The following is a 25,322-nucleotide window of genomic DNA, read 5'->3' on the forward strand; positions in this document are numbered from 1 at the left end:
GTTCATGACCCGGCCCCGACGCCTGCTGATCCTGTTCGGCGATGATTCCACCCTGTTCTTTGCCACCCGGATGCGGGCCCAGCTGCGCGCGGCCGACCCGGCGGCCGAGGTGAGGCTGGGCGCCTTTGCCGACGAGCTGGCCCTGTCGCCCCGGCAGCTGGCGCTGCATGTGCCCGAGGGGGATTACACGGTGATGGACCTTGCCGGGCTGACGGCGGCGGCGCGGGCGCCGGATCTGGATGCCATCATCGTCTGCAAGGTGCCCCGGGTGCTGACCGATCTGCTGATGGATCCCGCCTATCGCCAGAGCAGCGCCCGGCCCCGGATCATCGCCTTTCTGCCGGGGCTCGATTTCTTTCCCGACCGGGGTATGCGCAACCGGCTCTATTGCGACAGTGTCTACCTGTTTCCCCGCGATTACCTGCCACGGTTCCGGGCATTGCAGGCCGCGGAGCTGCCGTCGCAGGATCCGGACGGGGCGGGAAAGGCCCGGCGGGTGGGGTTCGGGCATCCGGCCTGCCTGCGCCCCGAGCGGGCCACGCCGCCCGCGCTGCCCGACGGGGATATCTATTTCTTTGCCCAGGCGCTGTCGCCCTCGACCCGGCGGGGACGGCTGCACATGCTGCGGGTGATGGCGGCCCTCGCCCGCGCCCACCCGGAGCGGACCGTGTGGATCAAGCTGCGCCACCTGCCCGAAGAGAACACCACCCATGTGCACAAGGAGCGGTTCAGCTATCCGGATCTGATGAAGGCGCTCGCGGTGCCGGACAATCTGCGCCTGACCGCATGCGACATGGACAGCGCGCTGGCCAAGGCCGCGATCGGGATCGTCTGCACCTCGACGGCGGCGATGGACCTGGTGCGGGCAGGGGTGCCGACGATGGTGCATCTGGACTATGTCGATGCCTATGTCGATCCCCTGGTGCCGCCGATGCGCGCCCTGTTCGCGGCCAGCAACCTGGTCGTCTCGCTGCGCGATCTGCTGCATCTGCGCTATCGGGCGCCCGATCCCGGCTGGCTCGACGGCATGTTCTGTCCCCCCGATCTGGGCGCCCGGGTCCTGCACGAGATCGACGCGGATGCGGCGCCCCGGCCCGAGGGGAGTGTTTGACACATATGGAAGGTCCGGGGTAACTCTCGGCTCAAGTCCGGGCAGAAAATCCCGGCCCCCAATTCTTTTAGGATTTCAATATGACGCAAGAGACCCGACCCGTTCAGATCATCGCCGAGATCGGGTGCAATCACAAAGGGGACATGGACATTGCCAAGGAGCTGATCCGCGTCGCGGCCACAGTGTGCAATGCCGATGTCGCCAAGTTCCAGAAACGCCATAACCGCGAGCTGCTGTCGCCCGAGGCCTATGACACCCCGCATCCGGTGCCGGCCAATGCCTATGGCGACACCTATGGGGCGCATCGCGAATTCCTGGAATTCGACACCGACCAGCACCAAGAGCTGATCGAGACCTGCAAGGCCCATGGCATCGCCTATTCCACCAGCGTCTGGGATCTGACCTCGGCGCGCGAGATGGCGGCGCTGAACCCGCCCATGCTCAAGATCCCTTCGGCCACCAACCTGCATTACGAGATGCAGAATTTCCTGTGCGAGAATTTCGCCGGGGAGATCCATGTCTCGACCGGCATGTCCACGGGCAAGGAAATCGCCGATCTGGTGCAGTTCTATGCCGAGCGGGGCCGGGCCGGGGATCTGGTGGTCTACAGCTGCACCTCGGGCTATCCGGTGGCCTTCGAGGATATCTGCCTGTTCGAGATCTGCAATCTGATGGAAAAATTCGGGTCCACGGTCAAGGGGGTCGGCTTTTCCGGGCATCACCTGGGCATTGCCGCCGATGTGGCCGCGCTGGCGCTTGGCCGCCGGATGGAGGCCCAGGGCAAGGGCCGGTTCACCCATATCGAGCGCCACTTTACCCTGGACCGTACCTGGAAGGGGACCGACCACGCCGCCAGCCTGGAACCCGACGGGCTGCGCCGGTTGTGCCGGGACGTGCGCAATGTCGATCAGGCACTGGCCTACAAGCGCGCGGAGATCCTGCCGGTGGAGCAGGTGCAGCGCGACAAGCTCAAATGGACGGCGTCCTGACCCGGCCGGAACCGGGCCGGTCGGCAGGGTCGCAGAGCGCATTTATTTATTTGCAACCTTGCCGAAATCGGCCTACCGAAGGGCCGAAGCCAGACGTTTCATTTTAAGATCATTAAGTAAGACATGTCAGAACAGCCAAGCCGCGAGCCGCGTCCGCAAGGAGACGAGGCGTGACAGACAAGGTGATATTTCGCTGTGCTGTATCCGCCGCGGTGGGGATCGGGCATCTGATGCGATGCCGGGAAATGGCGCGATATCTGCAATCCCTGGGCGGGCAGGCGGTGCTGCTGGGGCCGCCCGAGACGCTGCGCTCGGATCAGGATGCGCGCTTGTTCGCCGACTGGATCGAGGTGCCCGAGCGCGGCAGCTCGGCCGAGGACGCGGCCCGGCTGGTGGCGCTGTGCCGGGACCATGGTACCCCCTATGCGGTGATGGACGATTATCGCGGCGATCCCGAATATCAGCAGATCCTGCGCGACGCGGGCCTGCGCTGGCTGCAGCAGTTCGATGCCAGTGCCCCCTGGGAGTTTCAGCCCGACCTGCTGGTCAATGCCAGCCCCTATGAGCGGCGCGAGCAATACCTGCCCTGGCTGAAGGATCCGGCGCGCACCCGGACCCTGTTCGGGCCGCGCTACGCGGTGCTGCGCCCGGCCTTTGCAGGCATCGCCGCGCGGGCCGACGGGCGCCCGGTGCGACGCATTCTGGTGGCCTTTGGCGGCGGCGACGACCGGGGAGCCATCGCCACCGCGATCGCGGCGCTGGCGGGCCGTCTGGGGCCGGATGTGACATTGGTGATCGTGTCGGGGGCGGGCAATCCGCGCCGCGAGGCGGTCGCCGCCGCGGTGGCGGCCCTGCCCGCGGGCCAGGCCGAGTTTCATGTCAATCCGCCCGACATGGCGGGGCTGATGCGGGACTGTGATCTGGCGGTGATCGGCGGCGGCACGATGAGCTACGAGGCGGCGATCTGCGGCCTGCCGATCGTGTTCATGGGGCTGGCCCCCAATCAGGAACGGCCCTGCCGGGGCTGGCAGGATCTGACCGGGGCCCGCTATCTGGGCCAGGTCGGGACGGTGACGCCGTCCGAATTGCACGCGGTCGTGGCCGCGCTGGTCGAGGATGATGCCGCGCGGACCGCGATGGCGGCCGAGGGGCGACGCTTGGTGGACGGGCAGGGGACCAGACGGCTGGTCGAGGCCCTGCTGGAACGGGAAAGAGAACACGCATGAGTACTCAGAAGAAGATCATGGTGCTGGGCACCAATGCCGGTCAGGCGGATCTGATCCGCCACATGAAGGATCGCGGCTGGTTCGTGATCGGCGTCTCTCCGGTCGCCGGCGAGTCCGGGCAGGCCTATTGCGATGTGGTCGAGGCGATCAACATCGTCGATCTGGACGCGCTGGCCGAGGCGGCGCAGCGCCACCAGGTCGATCTGGTCTATTCGATCTCGTCCGATATCGCGATGACCTCGGTGGTGGCCCTGTCCGAGCGCCTCGGCCTGCCGCATTTCTATGACAGCGATTTCATCGCGCTGCTGGACAACAAGGCGGCACTCAGGGCGTTCCTGAAAGAGCACGACCTGAGCCCGGTGCCCTTCGTCGAGGTAAGCTACCCGGCGGCGGCGGCGGGCTGGGATCATTTCCCCTGCATGGTCAAACCCACCGATGCCCAGGGCCAGCGCGGCGTGGTGCGCATCGACCGGGCCGAGGATCTGGAACCCGCGATCACCCGGGCGATCGGCTTCTCGCGCAGCCGCAAGGCGATTGTCGAGGGCTTCCTCGAAGGGGTCGAGATCTCGTGCAACGTGATGGTCTGCGGCGGCCAGGTGCGGATGAAGGTGCTGTCCGAGCGCCTGGTGCACGGGCCCCATGCGCTTGGCGTGCCGCGCGGGCATCTGGTGCCCTGCAAGGATGTCAGCGAAGACAACCAGCGCGCCGCGCTGGAGCTGGTCGACGGGATCATCGCGGCGATGGGAACCCGGGACGGGGTGCTGTATTTCCAGATGATCGTGACCCCGGAGGGTCCGCGCGTGGTGGAGATTGCGCCGCGGTTGGATGGCTGCCACATGTGGCGCCTGATCCGGGCGGCGGAACAGGTCGATCTGATCGCCATGACCATGGATTGCCTGACCGGCGAGGGCACGCCCGAGGTGCTGCCCAACAATGGCGAGGGCGACCGCCACGGGCGCGACATGGAGCTGATGTTCCAGCAGATGGCGCCGGGCGCGGCCTTCGACCCCGAGCGGTTCCCGCAGCCCGAGGGCGCGATCTATCACGAGTATCGCTATGAGGCGGGGCAGGAGGTGCGCCCGGTCAACGGCACGCTCGAGGTGGTGGGCTATTACGTGAGGGAGACCCCATGAGCGGAGCCGTCGCCTCGGGCCTGATCGCGGTCACCGGCGCCTCGGGGTTCATCGGGCGTTATCTGTGCGCCGATCTCGAGGCGGCCGGATACCGGGTGCGCCGGCTGGGACGCGGGCCGGCGGACCAGGCCGAAGACCGGCAGACCGATTACAGCCGCGACAGCCTGGTGGCGGCGCTCGACGGGGCCGATGCGGTGATCCATCTGGCGGGGCGGCGGATGACCCGCGAAGACGCGCCGATGGACCTGGCCCCGTTCTGGGAGCCCAATGTCGCGGTGATCGGCGACCTGGTGCATGCCGCGCGCGAGAACGGGCTGCAAAAGATCGTGCTGGCCTCGACCATCGCGGTCTATGCGCCCGCCAGCGGTCTGCCCTATCGCGAAAGCGCGCCGGCGCGTCCGATCAATGCCTATGCCTTGTCGAAACTGATGGCCGAGCAGCATCTGGAGATGCTGACCCGGGCCCGCGGCCCGGCGGCGGTGGCGCTGCGGCTGGCGGCGGTCTATGGCCATGGCGAAAAGGGCACGCCCGCCTTGATGCGGTTTGTCGGCCAGGCCAGCGCGGGCGAGACCATCGTGCTGACCGGCAATGCCGATTACCGCATCGACCAGCTTTACGTGTGCGATGCCACGGCGGCATTCCTGGCGGCGCTGCGCGGCACGGCGACAGGGGTGTTCAACATTGGTGGCGGCCGGGCCATCCCGGTGGGCGAGATCGCCGAAACGGTGAACGCGGTGTTCGGCAACGCGGGCAATATCCGCTATGACACCGACAGCGACGCGCCGATGCCACAAACGGCGATGGCGCTGGACGAGGCGGAGCGGATGCTCGGCTGGGCACCGGGCTTTTCCCTGCGCGCGGGGCTTGAGGATTTCGAGCGCATGCAGCGACAGGCGGGGGGCCGCGCGGAATAGCCGTGGCCCGCCGGTGTTGCGGCACCCGGTCTTGGCCGTGCTCTGACATGGCGGCCTTGCAGGCGTGCCGCCCGATGCGTCGGGAATTTGAGGATCAGGGGTCGGAATGGAACGACTGACGACAAGAGTGTTGCGGCGGCTGGGGCGTCTGAAAGACGACGCCCGGCGGAGCTTTTCGACCGTGTCCGTCAATGACGAGGACGTGCCGGGGCAGCCGGTCGAGACGTTCCTGATCACCGCCGGGCAGGGGGCGGATACGCCGTCCCTGCAGATTTTCGGCGATCCGATGCACAAGAGCCGCAAGAAGCTGTTGCAGGAATACGGCCAGCAGCCGCTGGAGGACTATCTTGCCGCCGAGGCGCGCCACGGGATCGGCAATTACGTGCTGGTCGACCAGAGCGGGGACGGCTTGCGGATCATCACCGCACCGGGATATTGCGGCGGCTATTTCTGCGCCCGGGACGGGCGGTTCGTCGCCGGATCGACCCTGTCCGCGGTGTTGAGCGACCTGCCCGGGCCGGTCGAGATGGATCCGTTCGGGATCTGTTTCTGGTTCAGCTACGCGCCCCAGAGCAATTTCAACCAGATGCCCTTCACCACGGTGTTCAAGGATGTGCTCCGGCTTGTGCCGGGCGCGGTGCTCGAGGTGCGCAATGGGCGGGTGAGCGAGAATTACAGCTATCTGTCCCGCCCGTCACCGCTGAAAAAACCGATTTCCTTTGAAAGCGCGTTCAAGGACGTGATGGCGCAGCTGGCGCGTTATTACGGCAGCCGCGGCACCAACAAGATCGGGGTGATGTTCTCGGGCGGGGTGGACAGCCTGCTGATCTATCTCGGCCTGCGCTGGAAGATGGGGGTGGAGCGGATCCGCAACTTCTCGGTCGAGTTCTCGGGCAGCAACGGGCCCTCGCGCGCGGTGCCGGTCAGCAACCAGCTGGATATCGACCTGGAAATCCTGCCCGAGACCACATGGGACCGGCCCGAGGTACAGGCCGGGATCATCGACATGATGCGCCAGGAGGTCATCAGCGCGCGCAGTGTGCACCTGGCCCTGCTGGGGCAGGACCTGACCGATACCGACCTGCTGCACGGGCAGAACATGGATGCGCTGGTCAATACCAACATGACCATCCTGCATGCCAATCACGAACTGGGCTTTCTGTCCCGCGCCAAGACCCGCAGCATCAAGACCAATGCCGAGAAGGTCCTGCAATACGAGGCGTTCCTGACCAATCTCCAGTTCACCGACGAGTTTCTGGAAAACCCGGTCTTTCAGCGCCGGACGACGGATTTCTACGCCCATATCCAGGGGCCGGCCGATCCCGATCCCGAGCCGGGGCTGGACGGGATCCTGCGCGGCATGATCTCGCACCAGTATCCCAACCTGCTGTCGCCGGCGCATCATCCGCATGACCGGATGACCTATCTCAACCGCGAACTGGACCTGTTCAAGGCGCATGTGGGGCCCGGTCTCTCGCCGCGGATGTCGCTCGACATGGTCCGTTACCTGACCTATGGCCACCTGTCGAACAAGCGTCTGGCGACGCTGCCGGTGGGGCGCAACTCCCGCTCGGTGCTGGTGGCGATGAGCGGGCCGCTGCTGAGCTATTACCTGGGCCGGCCCAGAAACCTGCTGGATGCCACCGTGCCCAAGCGCGAAGTCTATGATCTGTGCCGCCGCTTTGCCGGGGAAACCTATCGCAAGCTGCGCGCCGGGCCGACGGTCGACGAGGTGAAGACCCTGTCGATGGACGCGATGGAGAAGATGGTGCGCGACCATGTGGCCTATCTCAACCCCGAAACCTCGCGGGTGCTGGCGGCGGTGACCGATGCCGAGACGCGCACCTATGTCACCCAGGTCTACGCGTCGCTGTGGAAGGCGCTGCACGGCGGTGAGGCGGAGCGGATCACCACCTTTCAATGGGGGCGCTGCCTCAGGGTGCTGAATCTCGAACTTATCATGGAAAACGCGGCCATCGCGGGTATAGATGGCTCCAAAGATTCCAAAGCCATTGTGCGATGACGAACCCAGAACGAACAGGACATGTTTCATGCTCACACTGAGAGAAGAACTTAGCAAAACCCACGGCATCGCGAATGACGGCAGCCCCTTCGTGATTGCCGAGATGTCGGGCAACCACAACCAGTCGCTGGACCGGGCGCTGGAGATCGTCGATGCCGCCGCCGCCACCGGGGCCGATGCGCTCAAGATCCAGACCTTTACCGCCGACAGCATGACGCTGGATCTGAGCGAGGGCGAATTCACCATCACCGACCCCAAGTCGCTGTGGACCGGGCGCACGCTCTACAGTCTCTATGAAGAGGCAAAGACCCCGGCCGAATGGCACAAGCCGATCTTCGACCGGGCCCGCGAGAAAGGCATCCTGGCCTTTTCGACGCCGTTTTCCGAGGATGCGGTCGAGCTGCTGGAAAGCCTGGATGTGCCGGCCTACAAGATCGCCTCGTTCGAGGCGGTCGACCTGCCGCTCATCCGCTGCGTGGCGGCGACCGGCAAGCCGATGATCATCTCGACCGGCATGGCCAGCGCGGTCGAGATCGGCGAGGCGGTCGAGGCGGCGCGCTCGGCGGGCTGTACCAACCTGACCCTGCTGAAATGCACTTCCAGCTATCCGGCCAGCCCGGAGAACACCAACCTGGTGACCATGCCGCTGATCGGCCAGACCTTCGGCTGCAATTACGGCCTGTCCGATCACACCATGGGCAATGGCGTGTCCTGCGCCGCCACCGCCCTGGGGGGATCGGTGATCGAGAAGCATTTCATCATCGACCGGTCCGCCGGCGGGGTGGACAGCGCCTTTTCGCTGGAGCCCGACGAATTCACCGCGCTGGTGACCGAGGTCAAGCGCGCCGCGGCGGGCATGGGCAAGATCACCTTTGGCGGCACCGCCTCGGAACAGGCCGGACGCCGCAAGCGGCGCTCGCTCTATATCGGGGCCGATCTCAAGGCCGGCGATGTGCTGACGCCCGAGAACCTGCGCCGTATCCGTCCGGGCCTGGGCCTGGCGCCGCGCCATTTCGATGCGCTGATCGGCCGCCGGGTCGGACAGGATGTCAAGCGCGGCACGCCGATGAGCTGGGATCTTCTGGACGACAAATCGTAAGGCGGGGTGAACGCTATGCTCCGCGAGAGCTTGTATCGTGTCAAAAGCGTGGTCGTCCGGAAACTGACCTATGGCGCGCCATTGCGGCTGAGCAAGGTGCTGTTGCGCTATAATCGCTACAAGCTGGCGAGCCAGCTGCTCTACTTGCCGGGCCAGTACAAGCCGGACTGTCCCAAGACCCTGCGGCTGAAGGAACGCGCCTATGAAGGGCTGGGCGATTTCGAGCGCGCCGCCGAGTACAGGGCCCGGCAGCTGCGTCCGCAGATGGCCGAACCGATCGAGCAGAAGGATTATGCCAGGCTGTTCGCCCTGATGGCGGAGATGGAGCGGACCTGCCGTCCGGCCCCATACAAGGCCGGTTACCTGATCGCGCAGCAGATGGTGTCCGAACCCGGGCGCCGCCGCCTGCTGGCGGCGGCTCTCAATACGCAGAAGCAATATACCGACAGCATCTTCCTGATCCATATCATCACTCTGTGCCGGGCGATGAAGGGCGCCTATCACCCGGCTGCCCGCCGGATCGTCAAGGAGCTGGCCAATCTCGAGGCCGCGCCCGAACTGCTGATGAAGCGGCGCACCAAGATCCTGCAGGACAGTCTGCGGATGGTGGACCTGATCGCCCGCGAGGCCATGGACTGGGCCAGCGAGGACGGCGATTACGACAGTCTGGTGGTCGCTTCGGCGGGCAAGAAGGAGAGCAAGGCGGAGAAGGCCTCTGCCAAGGCGGAGGAGAGCGGGGAGGCGGCCGAGGAGTCCTTTGGCGTGGCCGAAATGCAGGATTTCAAGGAACTGGCCCTGCAAGGCCGGATGCGCGACACCTATCTCGAGATCTGCGACAAGGATTTTGCCGAGGCCGAGACGCTTCAGGCCCGGATCAAGGCGATCCAGGACATGGTGCGCGCCAGCGTGCGGCATGTGCCCGATTACAGCAGCTCGTACCAGCTGGCCCGGACCCGGCTGGCGGAGATGAAGGCCGAGCTGGAGCCGCTGTTCGACGACAGCGCGCCCCGGACCGCGAAACAGAACACGGATATGGTTCTGGTGCTGTGCGACTATCTGCTGCTGGTCCGCCGGCTGGGGTTGGCCGCCGAGATCGACCGGGTGCATGCGCGCATGGAGGCGTTGTCGGAACGCGCCGAGATGTTGCCCTTCCTGTGGTCGGTGCCGGCCACCATCGCGCGCGATACCGGCGGGGTCGCCCTGTCCAGCCGCATCATGGCCCGGCTCGAGGGGCACAAGCCCAAGGTCAACCGGGACATGCAGAACTTTTTCCGCTGGGCGATGATCGCGCGGGAATATGAAAAGGCCAATGCCTTCTACAAGGTCCTGCCCAAGAACCTGCGCCGGCGCAGCGGCTTGCTGTATTATGCCAATATCCTGCAACGCCAGGGCCGGTTCAACGAGGCGCTGAACCTGGTCAAGGAAGTCTATGGGCAGATGCTGAGCAATCCCAGCACCGTGAATGCCTTTTCCAGTCACAGCCTGATCAAGCGGGTGGGCGAGCTGCGCTTCCTGATCGAGACCGCCAAGCATTTCCAATCGGTGCCGCAGCCCAAGAACCCCAAGGGGGTGCTGCTGATCGCGCCGCGCAATATCGACCATCTCCGGCGCAACCCGCTGATGGTCCTGCCGGAACTCAAGCGCAAGGGCTGGGCCGTGGTGCCGATCGTCGAAGGGTTCCTGCCGCGGGAACTGACCGGTATCAAGGAGATCGACGTGCTCAATGGCGCGCTCAATCCCAATATCGTGTTCAGCCCCGAGGCGGCCGAGGCGATGCCGGATGTGGAGGATTTCGTCTTTGATCCGGGCAATGCGACCCTGCGCTGGGGCGAGATCGACCTGGGGCATTCGCTGTGGGAAGACGCGGCGATCAACCGGCGCCGCTATTCGATCCACTGGCATTGCCCCGAGCTGCAACATTATCTGGGCGGGCTGGCCGACTGGACCCGGGCCGAGGCGCGGGTGCTGCAATATGCCCTGAAGACCACGCGCGACCGCAACCTGCCCGGTGCCTGTATCGCGCTGTTCAGCTGCCGCCTGCCGGATTCGCTGTTCCGTTTCTTCTGCGAGGAACACGGCGATCCCAAGAGCTTCTTCTGCCTGCAGGTCGCCAACGGGTACCAGAACTATTTCACCAATTTCTCGACCAATATCTCGCAGCGGTTCGTCATGCGGAACGTGACGCAATATCCGCAGGTGCGCTCGGGCAGTTTCCCGATCCCCGAGTTTTTCGAGAATTATTACGAACAGAAAAAGGGCGATATCCCGGCGATCATGGAACGGTTCATCGGGGTGACCAAGGTCAAGCGCTCGACCGAGGGCACCTCGGGGCGGCCCAAGGAGGCCCAGGCGCTGGACAAACGCCTGAAGGAATGGCGTGCCAAGGGCGGCAAGATCGCCTGTGCCTTTGGCAAGGTGGTGTGCGACAGCGCGGTGCCCTTTGACGGCGGCCCGGCGCATAGCAACATGAAGGACTGGATCAACCATTGCATCCGGACGGTCCAGGGCAGCAACACGCTGTTGCTGATCAAGCCGCATCCGCATGAGCTGAACAATCAGATCGCCACCTTTCCGACCGAGTATTTCCGCGACCTGCTGGACGAGCCACTGGGCGAGAATGCCGTCTTCATGGGGCATCGCTGGTTCGACATGCATGACATGCTCGAACGGATGGATCTGGGACTGGTCTATAACGGGACCACGGCGATCGAGCTGGGGATCATGGGCGTGCCCTGTGTGCTGGCTGGCCATTTCGCGCCGATCGACTATCCGATCGGCCATGTCTCGGTGCGCGACCGGCAGGAGTTCGAGGCGTATCTGCGCTTCGAGAAGCCGGCCGAAGTGGCCCCCGATCTGCGCGAGCGGGCGGCGGTCTGGCTGGATTACATGGCAAACGAGGAGTTCACCCAGGCCTATCGCTTTCATGCGCGCCCGGTGACCAACAAGGTGCTCTACCCGCCCTACTGGTTCCAGGACGATGTCAAACGCCACCAGAAGGCGCCGGACCCGGCGGTCATCGAACTGGCGGGGCGCGCCCTGGGGGAGCGGTTCGAGCCGGGGTTTGCCGCGGCCGCCGTTCCGGTTTAGGATCAGGGCTTTTTGGACGCATACCAGACGAGACAGATATGAAGATCACCCTTTCCAGCCCCCTTTCCACCTTGCCCCGGCCACCGGCGGGGGGGCACGCGATTTCTCGGGCCGACCAGAGCGGTCGGCGCCGCGATCATGTAGCTTTCGAAGAACAGCCGGCGCGGTTTGTGGGCGGATCAGCTTGTTGATCCTCGTATGGCAGGGCAAGAAGGAGCAACGTTTTCAATGGGGATAGTTAAGATGGTACGTTCGGGGGAAACCCTAAATGGTACGCCGCGGCGCAGTGAGTCACATCACCTCATAACCCATGGCCGGTCACGGCATCTGCTGATCCTGCTCAGTGCGACCGGGACCAAGCCGAGCCATTTCAACCTGTGGAAGCTGGCCGATCAACTGCCCTATCACAAGCTGTATCTGCGGGTCCCTGTCAACGACTGGTATCAGAACGGGGTTCCCGGCCTGGGGTCGAACCTTGACGAGACATTCGACAGTATCCGGCGGCTTGCGGATGGGCTGAAGGTGAAGCGGATCGGGGTCTGCGGCAGCAGCATGGGCGGCTATGCCGCGCTGCTCTTCGCGGCGAAACTGGGCGGCGCGGCGCTGGCCTTCAGCCCCGAAACGCGCCTTGGTCTGCCCTATAGCCGCTCGCTCAAGATGATGCCGCCGGGAACGCCGCACCGGTATGGCGACCTGCATGACATTCTGGCCGGGGCGAAGGAAAAGCTCCATATCTACACCGGCGAGATGGATCCGGTCGATTTGTACTGCGCGGCCCTGGTCAAGAAGCTGGATACGGTCAATATCGTCACCCTGCGCAATGACGAACATACGGTCATGCGCAACCTGAATTTCTCGGACCGGCTGGTGCCCGCGATCCGGGCGATGACCGAAGGGCAGCCCATGCCCACGCTGGTGGATCGTGGCAATGCGCTGGAGATCAAGGAATTTCCGCGCAGCTTCTTCCGGGGCTGGGTGCATTACCTGAACAAGGATTACGTGCGGGCCCGTGCCGAATTGGAAAACGCCCTGATCCAATACCCGATATCGGCGCGGGTCAATTACCTGATGGCCCGTCTCAATCTCAAGGAAGGGCATCCGGAACGGGCGCGCGAGCATGCCGCCATGGCGGCGGCGCTGACCCCGGATTTCGTGGAACACCGCTCGTTGTTCGCCCATTGCCTGCGCATGACCGGAGATCTGGAGGAAGCCGCCTTTCACCACCGGATCATCCTCGAGAAATGGCCCGACTATCACCCGTCGCATTTCGATCTGGCACAGATCTGCAACCGGCTGGATGACAAGGAAGCGGCCAAGGCCGGCTATGCCGAGGCATTCCGGTTGCAACCGTCGAATGCAACCTATCGCCGCATGGCCCTGAAAGGCTGATCCCGGCAACCGGACGCGCGCCCGGGACGCTTCATGCGGATCCGGGCCGCGTCGTTGCCGGGCGGAAAGGAGAGGGGATGTGCCGTGACGCCGGGACCGACCGTGATATGGGCGCGCGCACCAGTCGCGCGGGGAGCGCCTGATGTCGTGTGACCCCTATCCGTCGAGCCTCTGCGGCCCCAGTCATCACATCCTGCCCTGGGAGGGCAGTTCCCCGCGGCCGATGGTGGTCTTCTTCGGGGCCAAGGATCTTGCCGAAGGCGTATTCAACTTCTTCCAGCAGGGGCGCGAGTTGAAGGCGCACAGGTTCTTCTTCAACAATGGCGAAAACCACTGGTATCAATACGGGATCCCCGGTTTCGCCGACAGCGACGCGGCGGTGCTTGACCTGCTGGCGCGCTGGCGGGAGGTGTTGCAGGCGACCAGGATCTACATGGTCGGGACCTCGATGGGGGGCTATGCCGCGATCCGCTACGGGGCCGCGCTCGGGGCCGATATCCTGGCCTTTTCGACCGACGCGGTGCTCAATGCGCCGCAATCGCAGAGCGCGGCGCATTTCACCGGCACGCAACCCCCCACATGTCCCGACCTGCGCCCGCTGGTGCGGGAGGCGGCGCCGGATCTGACCCTGATCGTGGGAGAGCGCGACCTGTCCGACCTGAAGTCGGCGAGGGATCTGATGCGGGTTGCCCGGATCAAGGCGATCTCGATGGTGGGCGGCAGTCATGTCATGCCGACCTTCCTGTCGCGCCAGGCCCGGCTGGGTCCGTTGCTGCGCGATTTCGTCGCGGGCAAGGGGGTCGTGGTCGAGGCCGGGACCGGCCGGGCGCTGACGGCAAAGGGATATGTGGAACAGGGGTTCGAGGCGCTGTGCGAGGCCCGTTCGGACGGTGCCGATTGGGACCGGGTGGAACGGCTGACACGGGCCGCGCTCGAGGCCTATCCCAACGGTGAGGCGGCCCAGGCCCTGCTGGGCGAGGCGCTGTTGCATCTGAACCGTCCGGCCGAGGCGCTGGCGGTGTTGTCCCAGGCGGCGGTCGGCTGTGGCGATGACGTGAACCTGCTGTTGCTGCTCTGCGTTGCGCTGCGTCTGAACCAGGGCACCGCGCGGGCCAAGGCGATCTGCCAGGGCATCCTGGAAAAACAGCCCGGACATGTGCGCACGCTGATCTCTCTTGCCCTGACCCATATGGCGGATCGCGAGTTCCAGCCGGCCCGGTTCTGCCTGTTGCGGGCCCTGCGGCGGGAGCCGGGCAACGCCGCCGTCCGGCGGCATCTGGCAAAGGTGGACCTGAAGCTCAGGGCGCTTGGCCAGCTCGCCTGATCCCCGGCGGGGATAGGCTCCTCAGCGAGACCTCTCGAAGGCAAGCACGCGGGAGTCGAGGTGTTGGGATGATTTCTCGACCGAGGTGAGGAATTCCAGCGGGTGGGGGCGGAGGCGCAGCGGCGCCAGCGCCCGGACGTAATGATCCACCGGGTGGGCCCAGCCGGATTCCTGATAGCGCAGCGATTTGTCGGCCACCAGCACATGGATCAGGGCGATTGCGCCGGGCTTGTGCAGCAGGGACGTGATCCGGTCGAAGAACACCGCTTCTTCGTCAGGATGGATGTGACAGGCCACGTTGAAGGCGAAAAGCAGGTCCGGCGCGGCGGCGATGGCGGCATCCAGGGTGGTGTCGAAAGTGCCCAGCAGCGGCTGCCGCTCGGCGACCCGGTCGGCCCAGGCCGCGCTGCCATTGTCGATCAGCGCCTGCGCGATATCGAGGCCGATATAGCGGCCCGGCGCCAGGTGGGCCATGACATGGGCGCCGATCCGCAGGGTGCCGCAGCCGAAATCGCAGACCGTCATGTCCTGAGGCAGACCCCCGGTGCCGCCGGTGAGGGCGTCATGGATCCGGCTGATCAGCTTGAAGGGGGATTTGCCCATGTCGCGCCAGTCGGCGCGCTTCAGGTTCTGGCCCAGGCTGTCATGCGCGACGCCCCGGTCGATCTTCGGCACATAGACGGCCTCGAAATATTCCGAGAACCGCTTGCCCGGATTGTCTTTCAGCCAGGCCTGGTACCCGGCATCGAACCGTGCGTCATCCGAAGGGTCCTGATCCATGGAGCGTCTCCTGTTCCTGTACCCGGCGCCCGGCTCGCCCCCCCTCAGAGCAATCTGAACAGGGCCTCGGCAAACTCCCAGTCCTCGGGCGTGTCGATGTCCTGGGTGCGGGCGCGGGGCATGATATGCGGGCGGGATTGCGGGCCGAACATGGGGTGTTCGTCGAGGAACGCGTCACGCCGACCCCAGTAGAACATGCCCGCGTCGTGAAAGGTTTCCGCCAGATCCTGGCTGCGGGTCTTTGCATGTTCGGGGAACAGCATCTCGACCCCGCCCCGGCCGGTCTCGACCATGGCCCGCTGCGCCGGATGGGCAAAGGTGGCGGCGGCGAAGACGAAGCGGGTGTCGTCGCGCTCGGTCAGCGTGGCATGGGCGGCGCGCAGATCCTCGGCGCGCACGAAGGCGGCGGTGGCATAGATGCAGCAGGCCATCTCGACCGGGCGACCGTGGATCTCCTCCATGGCGCGGATGGCATGGTTGATCACCACCCGGGTCGGGCTGAAATCATCGGCCAGATTGTCAGGACGCATGAAGGGCACCTCGGCCCCCGCGGCGCAGGCCACATCGGCGATCTCGGCGTCATCGGTCGAGACGATCACGTGGTCGAACAGGCCCGAGGCGCGGGCGGCTTCGATCGGCCAGGCGATCATCGGCTTGCCGCCGAATTCGCGGATGTTCTTGCGCGGGATGCGCTTGCTGCCGCCACGGGCGGGGAGAAGGGCGATCTTCATGAAATCCTCGGGTTGGCGCGCCCGCGGAAGGTGGCGGGCGGGCCGCTGAAAAGACAGGCGCGATCGGCGGCAGGAGCCGACCCCGAAGGGTCAGCCCTGGCCAATCTCTTTCAGGCCGTCCCGGACCATGGCGATCACATGGGCCTGGTCCGCATCGCTGAGCTGCGGATGCAGCGGCAGCGACAGGGCGCCGGCATAATAGTGCTCGGCATTGGGGAACTGGCCCTCGCGGAAGCCCAGCCCCTGGTAATAGGGCTGCGTGTGGATCGGGATGTAATGCACGTTCACGCCCACCCCGTGTTCCCGCAGGAACTCGAACAGCCGGCGGCGCAGGGCGGCGCGGTCGGGCCCGTCCTCGGCCAGGTGGATCGGGTAGAGGTGCAGCGCCGAGCGGTTCTCGGCCTCGCGCTTCTGGATCCGCACGGCCATGTCGGCAAAGGCGGCGTCATAGGCCTCGGCCCGGGCATGGCGGATATCCACGAACTCGGTCAGCCGGGTCATCTGGCTTGCGCCGAGCGCGGCCTGCATATCGGTGATCCGATAGTTCAGCCCCAGCTCTACCTGCTGGTAATACCAGGGACCGTCGCCCTCGCGGGTCATCAGGTCGGGCTGCCGGGTCACCCCGTGCGAGCGCAGCAGGTCCAGACGGGTCGCCAGGTCGCCGGAGGCGGTGGTGACCACGCCGCCTTCGGCGGTGGTGACGATCTTGACCGGGTGGAACGAGAAGACGCAGGCATCCGAATAGCGGCAATCGCCGACCGGGCCACCGTCATAGCTGGCACCGATCGCATGCGAGGCATCCTCGATGATGTGGAAGCCGTATTTCTGCGACAGGGCGTGAATGGCCTTCATGTCACAGGACTGGCCGCCGAAATGCACCGGGATCACGATATGGGGCAGGGTGCCCGCCGCCTCGGCCTCGGCCAGCGCCTGGGCCAGCTTGTCGGGGCACATGCACAGGGTGTCGAGGTCGATGTCGACGAAATTCACCTCGGCCCCACAGAGCAGCCCGACATTGGACGAGGCCACGAAGCTGTTGGGAGAGGTCCACAGGCGCTTGCCCGGTTCCAGACCCAGGCCCAGGCATGCGATATGCAGGGCCGAAGTCGCGCTGTTGACCGCGATGGCGTGGGGAATGTTGCACGCGGCCTTGATGCTGTCCTCGAACCTCCCGACCGCAGGGCCCTGGGTCAGGAAGTCCGATGTCAGCACGTCCACGACCGAGGCGATATCCTCGTCCGTGATCCACTGCCGACCGTAAGGTATCATTTTGCGAACCCGGTCTTTTCGAGCAGGTCGATGATCTCTTCCTGGTTCAGGAACACCGGGTTGGTGCCCGAGTTGTATTCGAAATCCGGGCCGGTCGGCGTGCCTTTTTCACCCAGGCGGGTGACCGAGAAGTCGACGTCGAGATCGGTGAACTTGATGGTCGGGATGATCGAGAAGAACTCGTCGAACTGATAGGTCTGGTGCGCGTCCTCTTCGGGGCACATCACCTCGTGCAGCTTCTCGCCGGGGCGGATGCCGACGACACGCTGTTCCAGACCGGGGGCCATGGCGGTGGCCAGGTCGGTGATCTTGGTCGAGGGGATGCGCGGCACGAAGATCTCGCCGCCCCACATGCGCTCGAAGGATTTCAGGACGAAATCGACGCCCTGGTCCAGGGTGATCCAGAAACGGGTCATGCGCTCGTCGGTGATCGGCAGGTGATCGGTGCCTTCCTCGATCATGCGATGGAAGAACGGGATCACCGAGCCGCGCGAGCCGACCACGTTGCCGTAGCGGACGACACAGAAACGGGTGTCACGCGAGCCGACGGTGTTGTTGGCCGAAACGAACAGCTTGTCCGAGACCAGCTTGGTGGCGCCGTAGAGGTTGATCGGCTTGGCCGCCTTGTCGGTGGACAGGGCCACGACCTTCTTGACGTTGTTGGCGATGGCCGCCCGGGTGACGTTCTCGGCACCGGTGATATTGGTGCGGATACATTCGATCGGGTTGTATTCGGCGGCGGGAACCTGCTTGAGCGCGGCGGCGTGCACGACATAGTCGACGCCTTCCATCGCTTCCATCATCCGGCGTTCGTCGCGCACGTCGCCGATGAAATAGCGGATGCGATGTTCGCCGGGGAATTTCTGTTGCATTTCGAACTGCTTGAGTTCGTCACGGCTGTAGACGATGACGGCCGAGGGGTCGTAGTCCTGCAGAACCCTGCTGATGAAACGGGTACCAAAAGAGCCTGTACCGCCGGTTACCAAGATGCGCTTATTGTTCAGCATATAATAGTTTCCATTCGATTCTGAATTTTGAGTGTCTGATAACAGTCGTTCGCCTCGAACCCAAGCCAACATTTAGGGTCGCCGGGGCAGGAGCCCGGGTGCAGCTATTGTTACAGAAATTCCGTTTGTGCAAGGTGGTTGTTGACGATGCTGTCCGGTTTGGCGGGCTTGCGCTTGCGTTGTCAAGGGATTTTATGCCAACTCACCTCATGACGACTTGCATGTTCCGTACATCTCGGCGATTGCCCGGCCATCTGCCCGGTTGGCGACCTGTTGACCGCGCCGGCCATTGAAGAGCATCCGAGTGAACATGTCTCCCTCTCCCCGCGTTTCCGTGATCACGCCGGCATATAATGCGGCCGCGGTGCTGCCGCGCGCGGTCGCCTCGGTACAGGCGCAGAGCCTGCGGGATTGGGAGATGCTGGTCGTCGATGACGGGTCGACGGACGACACCCTGGCCATCGCCCGCGCGCTGGCGGCGGGGGATCCGCGCATCACGGTGATGGCCCAGGCCCGCAACGGCGGTCCGGCGACGGCCCGGAACCGGGCCCTGGCGGCAGCGCGCGGCCGGTTCATCGCGTTTCTGGATGCCGATGACGCCTGGTTGCCGGAAAAGCTGGAACGCCAGCTGGCGTTCATGACCGAACACGGCGCGGGGCTGAGCTATACCGGTTTCTGGCGGATCGCAGCCGGTCGGCGGTGGCAGGTGAATGTGCCGGGCTCGGTGACGCGGGCGCAGCTGTTGCGGGGTAATGTGATCGGATGCCTCACGGCTATCTATGACCGCGAGGTCTATGGTACGGTCGAGATGCCGGATCTGCCGATGCGGCAGGATTATGCCCTGTGGCTGGATTTGCTGAGCCGGAAGGAGCCTGCCCTGGGCCTGGACCTGCCGCTGGCCGAATATCACCGAACGCCGGGCTCCTTGTCGGCCAAGCGGTTCCGGGCGCTCGGCGCGACCTGGCGCCTGTACCGGGATCATGCCGGGCTGTCGGCGCCCCATGCGGCATGGTGCTTGTCGAACCATCTGGTCAGGCGGCTGATACGGGGGTGATGATGCGGGCTGGGGTCAGGGCAGCCGAAACGGAGGGGACCGGGACCGGCGTGACCGTGGCGATTTCTACGCTGGGATCGCGCGTGGGCGGCCTGAGCCTGCCGCCGCAGATGGCGGGCATCTCCTATCTGGTGCTGATCCAGCGTCCGGGCAAGACGGTGACCACCGCGCTGCAGGCGCGCGGGGATGTCCGGTTCGAGACGCTGGAGACGGTGGGCCTGTCCTACAGCCGCAATGCGGCGCTGGCCCTGGCGGACGGGGCGTTCGTGCTGTTTTCGGATGATGATCTGGAACTGGACCCGCAAGGCATCCTGGCCCTGCGCGACCTGCTTGTGGCCAATCCGCGCCTGACCTTTGCAGCGGGCTGGCGACGCGAGCGCCTGCCGCGCAGCGGTCGACGGGCCGGGATCCGGCGCCTGGGCCTGTTCAATTCGGGCCGGATCTGCGCCCCCGAGCTGTTGGTCAGGCGCCGCAGGGTGATGCGGGCGGGGATCTGGTTCGATCCCAATTTCGGGATCGGGGCCCGTTACCCGGTGGGCGAGGAATATGCCTTTGTGAGCGATATGCTGAAGGCCCGCCTGCGCGGGCAGTCGGTGCCGATCGTGACCGGTTCGCACCCGCATGAAAGCACCGGCGACGACTGGATGGATGACAGGTTGCTGGTGGCCCGGCAGGCCCTGTTGCGGCGGGTCTTCGGGATCCGGGCGCCGGTCATACGGATGCTGTATGCCATACGGCACCGACGCCGGCTGGGCGGGGCCGGTGCCGCGCTGCGTTTTGGCCTGGGATACTGATCCCGCGCGTCCGGTGCCCGGCGCGGGCCGCGGTCACTTTCCCTGCCGGGCGGCACACAGGCCCACGGTATCCAGCAGGCGGGCCGTTGCCGGCAGGCGGGCGGGCACCCCGGCAAAGGCGCTGTGGCGCACCAGGATACAGATCAGATCGGCCTGATCCAGGGCCTGCTGAAGGTCGGTCAGGACAATGGGCAGATCCGACAGATCCGCGGGCAGTGCCTTGATATGGGGTTCCACCGCCAGCACCTGGCAGCCGAGCTGGCCAAAGGCGCGGGTGATCTCCAGCGCGGGGCTTTTGCGCAGATCGTCGATATCGGGCTTGAAGGCCAGGCCCAGGCAGGCGACCCGGACATCCGACATCGCGCGTTCGGGGGCCTGGGACAGCACCTCGAGGATGGCGGCCTTGCCCTTGTCCAGCACCCAGCCGGGCTTGGCATTGTTGCGTTCGCGGGCGGCGCGGATCAGCTGCGCCTCTTCGGGGGCCGAGGCGACGATGAACCAGGGATCGACCGCGATGCAATGGCCGCCGACCCCGGGGCCGGGTTGCAGGATGTTGACGCGGGGATGGCGATTGGCCAGCGCGATCAGTTCCCACACGTCGATGCCGAACCGGTCGCAGATCATCGACAGCTCGTTGGCAAAGGCGATCTGGACATCGCGCGAGCTGTTTTCCACCAGCTTGCACATCTCGGCGGTTTCGGCGCTGGTGGCGATGCAGTCGCCCTGGACCACCAGCTTGTAAAGCGCGATGGCCATCTCCGAGGCGCGGGCGCTCATGCCGCCGATGATGCGGTCGTTCTCGACCAGTTCGCGCACCACATGGCCGGGCAGGACCCGTTCGGGGCAATGGGCGATCTGGATGTCGGCGGCGTCTCCGGCCTGTTGCGGAAAGCTCAGATCGGGACGGGCCGCGGCCAGCCATTCGGCCAGCTGGCGGGTGGCGCCCACCGGCGAGGTGCTCTCCAGGATCACCAGATTGCCCGGCGCCAGCACCGGGGCGATGCTGTGGGCCGCATCCTCGATATATTTCAGATCGGGCTGGAACTCGTCCCGGAACGGGGTCGGAACCGAGATGATGAACGCATCGGCCGGTTCCGGGGTCAGGGTGGCATGCAGATTGCCGTCGTTGACGGCCTTGTGCACGATCCCGTCCAGTTCGGGTTCGACGATGTGAATCTGTCCGGCATTGACCGTATCCACCACATGGGCAGAGACATCGACGCCGATCACCCGGCTGCCATAGGCGGCAAAAACCGCAGCTGTGGGCAGGCCGATATAGCCGAGACCTATCATGGAAATACGGTCGAACATTCTGTCTCGAGGTCCTTGTGAATAAGTGTCCGGGAGCGGTTCAGGCGGCCAGATGCGCCGCGATCCGGGCGGCGGCGCGGCCATCGCCATAGGGGCTGCGGGCCTGGGCCATGGCCGCATAGGCGGCCGGGTCGGTCAGAAGACGCAGCGCCTCGGTGCGGATTCGGTCGCTGCCGGTTCCGACCAGGCGCACCGTGCCCGCCGCGACCGCTTCGGGCCGCTCGGTGGTCTCGCGCATGACCAGAACCGGTTTGCCCAGGGCGGGCGCCTCTTCCTGGATGCCGCCGGAATCGGTGATCACCAGCCGCGACCGGTGCATCAGCCAGACAAAGGGCAGATAGTCCTGCGGCGGGATCAGGTGGATATTCTCGACGCCGCCGAGGATCCGGGTCACCGGCCCCTGCACATTGGGGTTGAGATGCACCGGATAGACGATCTGCGCCGGGCTCTGCTCGACGATCTGGCGCAGGGCGGTGCAGATGTCCTCGAAACCGGGGCCGAAATTCTCGCGCCGGTGACCGGTCACCAGGATCAGAGGCCTGTCGGGGGACAGGAAATCGAACTGCTGACGGAGGTGATTGTCCAGGTCGGGCGTGGCCTCGATCCGGGCGACCACCTGCTGCAGGGCGTCGATCACGGTATTGCCGGTGACATGGATGGTGTCGTCGGCCACGTTCTCGGCAAGAAGATTGTCGCGCGCGGTCGCGGTCGGGGCGAAATGCAGCGAGGCCAGGCGCCCGATCATCTGGCGGTTCATCTCTTCGGGCCAGGGGGCGTGAATATTGCCGGTGCGCAGCCCGGCCTCGACATGGCCCACGGGGATCCGGGCGTAGAAGGCGGCCAGCGCCGCGGCCAGGGCGGTGGTGGTGTCGCCATGCACCAGAACCCGGTCATAGCCGCCCTCGGCCAGCGGCGCGCGCAGCGCCTGCAGGACGCCGGTGGTAATATCGGTCAGGCTCTGGCCCTCGCGCATCAGGTTCAGATCCAGATCGGGGCGGATGTCGAACAGGTCGAGCACCTGGTCCAGCATCTGCCGGTGTTGCGCGGTGACGCAGATATCGACCCGGACATCGGGGCGCTGCCGCAGCTGTCCGATCACCGGGGCCATCTTGATGGCTTCCGGGCGGGTTCCGAAGACGACGAGGATTTTCACGGCGGGGACCCTTTGGACTGGCGGTTGCGCGAGCGTACTTTGGTTATCAATTTCAGGATCGAATGCAATCGCCAAGCGCCCCGCAGGGCGGACTATCTTGTCATCGAGGGGGCGCGAAGAGGTTGGCATTCGATATTGCCGCGGCCTGCTCCTGCAATGCGGCGCCCCGCGCGCGGGCGGCCTGCGACATCGCCCGCAGCCGGTCGGGGGCGGTGATCAGGTCCCTCAGGGCGCGGGCGGCGGCGGCGGTATCGCCGGCGGGCACCACCTGTCCGGCGCCGCTGTCGCCCAGCAGGGCGGGCGGCGTGCCGAGATCGTAGCAGATCACCGGGCGCCCGGCGGTCAGCGCCTCGAGCACCGTGCGCCCGAAGCTTTCGGCGAAATGGGACAGGCTGAGCACGATATCGGCCTGGGCCAGGGCGGCGGCTGGGTCGGGACAATATCCCGCGTGGCGCATGTTGCGGGGCAGGGGGCCCAGGGCGGCGAGATCGGTGCTGTCGGGGCCGATCAGCAGGAATTCGGCCGGCAGGCTGGCGCAGGCGCGGGCGATCGCCACCGCATCCGCGACGCCCTTGCGGGCCGTCAGGCTGCCGATGAGCGCGACGCGGAGGCGGCCTTGTGGCGCAAAGGACAGCTTTGCCAGGGCCGCATCCACCCGGTTGGGCAGCAGGGTCACGCGGTTCGCGGGCAGGTCGAGCCAGTCGATCACCGCCTGCGAATTGGCGATGAAACGGTCCGCGAGTTCCAGCATATAGGTCCGCAACTCTGCCGGGCCGAGGCCCAGATCGAGACAGAGGCGCGGATCCTGGGCCGGGAGTTCGCGCACATGCACCACCGTGGGCACCCCGGCGGCGCGGGCCGCGCGCAGGGGGGCGTCCAGCACCAGGGTGTTCTGGTGCAGCTCGACCGCGCCGCTGTCCCGGATCAGCCGGGTCAGCCGTTCAAGGGTGCGGGGATGTGGCGCCACGCCGCCGAACAGCCATCCGAACGGCAGCACATGCAGCCGGTGCAGGCGCGGACGCAGGGCGGCCAGATAGTTTTCGTTCTCCAGGTTCGGCAGCACCAGCGAGGGGGTGAAGCCCGCCGCCACGGCCCGGTCGAGTACATCGAGCAGGCTGCGTTCGGCGCCAAAGATCCGGGCCCGGGCTTGGTGCCCGAAGAACAGCAGCGCCTTGCCCGGGGCGGGGGGTGGCAGATCGCCGGCAAAGACCGGCGTGGGGTCGGCCCCGGCGGCGGCCCCCACCCGCAGATAATGGGCGAGCGGCGGGCCGTCGGCCTCTTGCAGCCCCTGCGCCATGCGATAGCCGGTGGTGCTGAAATCCGGGCCGGGGTCGCGGCCCTCGGCGGCGCCCTGATCGCGGTAATGGGACCAGGGTTCCAGATCGCGGGCGCGCAGGTCGGGATAGCTGCGCAGATACCAGGCGGCGTCGAATTGCGGCGGCAGGGCGGTCTCTTCGGCGGCTGTGTCGGTCAGGGCCAGGGCGGCGGGGGCCGGGAACGGGCGCCGGTCGGGCAGGCGGGGCAGGGGCAGGGCGCCGTCCTCGCGCATCCGGTGGTGCCAGCGCCGGGCGGCCATGCGATAGTCATGGCGGGGACCGGCATGCTGGCTGTGCAGACCGGTTTCGCTGTTGCGGGTCAGCGATCCCGGATGGCAGCGTCCGAAGGAGAGCGGCAGTCCGGGCGAGACCTCGGCAATCGCCTCTGGTCCGTGCTGGGCCAGGATGCGTTCGTGATATTCGGTATCGGCCCCCGCCCTGACGCGGTCCCAATATCCCAGCGTGTCGCGCAATTCGGCCCGGATCATCAGCGAGGAAATGTTGCGATGCACATATCCCGTGTCGCCCCACCAGCGGGTAAAGCGCAGATCGGGCGTTGCGCGCACCCAGTGCGAGATGCTGGCCATCCGGTCCGGGGCGCGCAGCAGGGCCCCGGCCTGCCGGGCGATGCGGGCGGGATGGGCCCAGTCGTCGGCGTCCAGCACGGTGACAAACGCGCCGCGCGCGGCGGCCAGTCCGATGTTGCGGGCCGGATAGGCCCCCGGTTCGGCACTGCCGTCCAGCAGGCGGATCCGGGGATCTCCGGCCGCGTGGCGGCGCACGATCGCGGCGGTGTCATCCCGCGAGCCATTGTCGATCACTAGGATTTCCAGTGCCTGCCAGCTCTGGTCCCGCAGGCTGCGCAGGGCGGTGCCGATGGTCGCCTCCGCATCCCGGGCGGGCATCAGCACGCTGACCAGCGGGCCGCCACGGCGGGGCAGGGCAGGGCCTGCGCGGTGCAGCCTGTCAAAGGCCGGAGCCTCCCCCGGCGCCACCCGCACCCCGCCCAGCCCGGCATGGGCGAACAGCATCTGCATCCGCCAGCGCCAGCCGGGACCGTGCCCGGCACGGGCGGCGGCCAGATTGGCCGCGGCCAGGTGCAGATCGGGGCTGCTGCCCAACAGGTGCCGCGCGATCCGCAGCAGGGTCCCGGCCCGGTCCCGGTCTCCGGCGATCAGGGCGGCCTCGGTCGCAAGCAGGGCCGGATCGGGCAGGCAGAAGCCGCCGATCAGCTCGGTTTCGGGGTCGAGCGGACGCAGCAGGGCCTCGGCCTCGGCCCAGTCTCCGTGCCGGGCGGCCGCGCGCGCCTGCGCGATCCGGGCCCAGGCGCGTTCCGCCGGTGCGCCATGGGCAGCAAGCGCCCGGAGGTCGCGGGGGCCGGCCTCGAGCAGCCCCAGGCGCCGGTCCCGCTCGCGGGTTGCCGCGAAGACCGCGCAGGGCAGGCGCCCTTCGCGGCGCCCGTGGCGCAGGTAATGGCGCAGGGGATCCATGCCGGAGGCGGCCACATCCGGATAGCAGCGCAGGTACCAGTCCGGGTCGAAAAAGGCGGGTTTGCACCGGGTCATGGCGGGGGACTCCGCGGCAACGCAAGAGGGTGGAATGGGGACAGTCA

General features: G+C 66.2%; 19 protein-coding genes. 12 read left to right on the forward strand and 7 right to left on the reverse strand.

The genetic code is table 11. The annotated features are described in order from the left end of the window. Window positions 1-4: 4 nt before the first annotated feature. The 10 genes from AC2FLM_RS00910 to AC2FLM_RS00955 all read left to right on the forward strand — a co-directional run bounded on the left by AC2FLM_RS00910 (window position 5) and on the right by AC2FLM_RS00955 (window position 14,295). Complete coding sequence (locus tag AC2FLM_RS00910) at window positions 5-1,111, forward strand: DUF6716 putative glycosyltransferase (protein ID WP_496854839.1); 1,107 nt, start codon at window positions 5-7, stop codon at window positions 1,109-1,111. 80 nt (window positions 1,112-1,191) lie between these two features. Further along, window positions 1,192-2,100, forward strand: a complete 909-nt coding sequence (locus tag AC2FLM_RS00915; protein WP_234222003.1) for an N-acetylneuraminate synthase family protein — start codon at window positions 1,192-1,194, stop codon at window positions 2,098-2,100. 170 nt (window positions 2,101-2,270) lie between these two features. Beyond that, complete coding sequence (locus AC2FLM_RS00920) at window positions 2,271-3,326, forward strand: PseG/SpsG family protein (RefSeq protein WP_496854842.1); 1,056 nt, start codon at window positions 2,271-2,273, stop codon at window positions 3,324-3,326. Further along, entirely contained in the window at window positions 3,323-4,459 is a 1,137-nt protein-coding gene (locus AC2FLM_RS00925; protein ID WP_496854844.1) for an ATP-grasp domain-containing protein, read from the forward strand. Before AC2FLM_RS00920 ends, AC2FLM_RS00925 begins: the two co-directional genes overlap by 4 nt. Beyond that, the gene (locus AC2FLM_RS00930; RefSeq protein ID WP_496854846.1) at window positions 4,456-5,373 is read left to right on the forward strand and encodes an NAD-dependent epimerase/dehydratase family protein; all 918 of its coding nucleotides are present in this window, start codon (window positions 4,456-4,458) and stop codon (window positions 5,371-5,373) included. Before AC2FLM_RS00925 ends, AC2FLM_RS00930 begins: the two co-directional genes overlap by 4 nt. Window positions 5,374-5,479: 106 nt before the next feature. Next, window positions 5,480-7,396, forward strand: a complete 1,917-nt coding sequence (locus tag AC2FLM_RS00935; protein ID WP_496854848.1) for a hypothetical protein — start codon at window positions 5,480-5,482, stop codon at window positions 7,394-7,396. A 28-nt stretch (window positions 7,397-7,424) separates the two neighbouring features. Beyond that, entirely contained in the window at window positions 7,425-8,495 is a 1,071-nt protein-coding gene (gene pseI / locus AC2FLM_RS00940) for a pseudaminic acid synthase (RefSeq protein WP_234145713.1), read from the forward strand. A 15-nt stretch (window positions 8,496-8,510) separates the two neighbouring features. Continuing rightward, window positions 8,511-11,582: a hypothetical protein gene (locus AC2FLM_RS00945; protein ID WP_496854850.1), complete on the forward strand. Its 3,072-nt coding sequence runs from the start codon at window positions 8,511-8,513 to the stop codon at window positions 11,580-11,582. Between the two features lie 243 nt (window positions 11,583-11,825). Further along, the gene (locus AC2FLM_RS00950; RefSeq protein WP_496854852.1) at window positions 11,826-12,971 is read left to right on the forward strand and encodes a tetratricopeptide repeat protein; all 1,146 of its coding nucleotides are present in this window, start codon (window positions 11,826-11,828) and stop codon (window positions 12,969-12,971) included. Between the two features lie 142 nt (window positions 12,972-13,113). Beyond that, window positions 13,114-14,295, forward strand: coding sequence for a hypothetical protein (locus tag AC2FLM_RS00955; protein ID WP_496854854.1), 1,182 nt, complete (start codon window positions 13,114-13,116; stop codon window positions 14,293-14,295). Window positions 14,296-14,316: 21 nt separating this feature from the next. Here the strand turns inward: AC2FLM_RS00955 and AC2FLM_RS00960 are convergent, their stop codons facing one another. From AC2FLM_RS00960 to pseB, 4 genes are all read right to left on the reverse strand, one after another. Further along, window positions 14,317-15,075: a class I SAM-dependent methyltransferase gene (locus AC2FLM_RS00960; protein WP_496854856.1), complete on the reverse strand. Its 759-nt coding sequence runs from the start codon at window positions 15,073-15,075 to the stop codon at window positions 14,317-14,319. Between the two features lie 44 nt (window positions 15,076-15,119). Further along, the gene (gene pseF, locus AC2FLM_RS00965; protein ID WP_496854858.1) at window positions 15,120-15,806 is read right to left on the reverse strand and encodes a pseudaminic acid cytidylyltransferase; all 687 of its coding nucleotides are present in this window, start codon (window positions 15,804-15,806) and stop codon (window positions 15,120-15,122) included. 90 nt (window positions 15,807-15,896) lie between these two features. Next, complete coding sequence (gene pseC / locus AC2FLM_RS00970; RefSeq protein ID WP_234145719.1) at window positions 15,897-17,075, reverse strand: UDP-4-amino-4,6-dideoxy-N-acetyl-beta-L-altrosamine transaminase; 1,179 nt, start codon at window positions 17,073-17,075, stop codon at window positions 15,897-15,899. Beyond that, complete coding sequence (pseB, locus tag AC2FLM_RS00975; RefSeq protein WP_496854860.1) at window positions 17,072-18,082, reverse strand: UDP-N-acetylglucosamine 4,6-dehydratase (inverting); 1,011 nt, start codon at window positions 18,080-18,082, stop codon at window positions 17,072-17,074. Before pseB ends, pseC begins: the two co-directional genes overlap by 4 nt. A gap of 310 nt (window positions 18,083-18,392) precedes the next feature. Between pseB and AC2FLM_RS00980 the strand changes: the two genes are divergently transcribed. Together AC2FLM_RS00980 and AC2FLM_RS00985 are read left to right on the forward strand one after the other, a co-directional pair. Next, complete coding sequence (locus AC2FLM_RS00980; RefSeq protein ID WP_235790429.1) at window positions 18,393-19,136, forward strand: glycosyltransferase family 2 protein; 744 nt, start codon at window positions 18,393-18,395, stop codon at window positions 19,134-19,136. A gap of 50 nt (window positions 19,137-19,186) precedes the next feature. Further along, window positions 19,187-19,930 carry a glycosyltransferase family 2 protein gene (locus tag AC2FLM_RS00985; RefSeq protein WP_496854862.1) on the forward strand — a complete coding sequence of 248 codons (744 nt, stop codon included), beginning with the start codon at window positions 19,187-19,189 and terminating at the stop codon, window positions 19,928-19,930. A 33-nt stretch (window positions 19,931-19,963) separates the two neighbouring features. Here the strand turns inward: AC2FLM_RS00985 and wecC are convergent, their stop codons facing one another. The 3 genes from wecC to AC2FLM_RS01000 form a co-directional block, all read right to left on the reverse strand. Further along, window positions 19,964-21,241 (reverse strand): UDP-N-acetyl-D-mannosamine dehydrogenase, encoded by a 1,278-nt coding sequence (gene wecC, locus AC2FLM_RS00990; RefSeq protein ID WP_234145722.1) that lies wholly within the window; start codon window positions 21,239-21,241, stop codon window positions 19,964-19,966. 40 nt (window positions 21,242-21,281) lie between these two features. Next, a complete protein-coding gene (gene wecB / locus AC2FLM_RS00995) occupies window positions 21,282-22,394 on the reverse strand; it encodes a non-hydrolyzing UDP-N-acetylglucosamine 2-epimerase (protein WP_234145723.1) in 1,113 nt (370 codons plus the stop codon). A gap of 100 nt (window positions 22,395-22,494) precedes the next feature. Then, complete coding sequence (locus AC2FLM_RS01000; RefSeq protein ID WP_496854865.1) at window positions 22,495-25,275, reverse strand: glycosyltransferase; 2,781 nt, start codon at window positions 25,273-25,275, stop codon at window positions 22,495-22,497. Window positions 25,276-25,322 lie beyond the last annotated feature (47 nt).

Source organism: Ruegeria sp. SAZD011 (assembly GCF_059612545.1).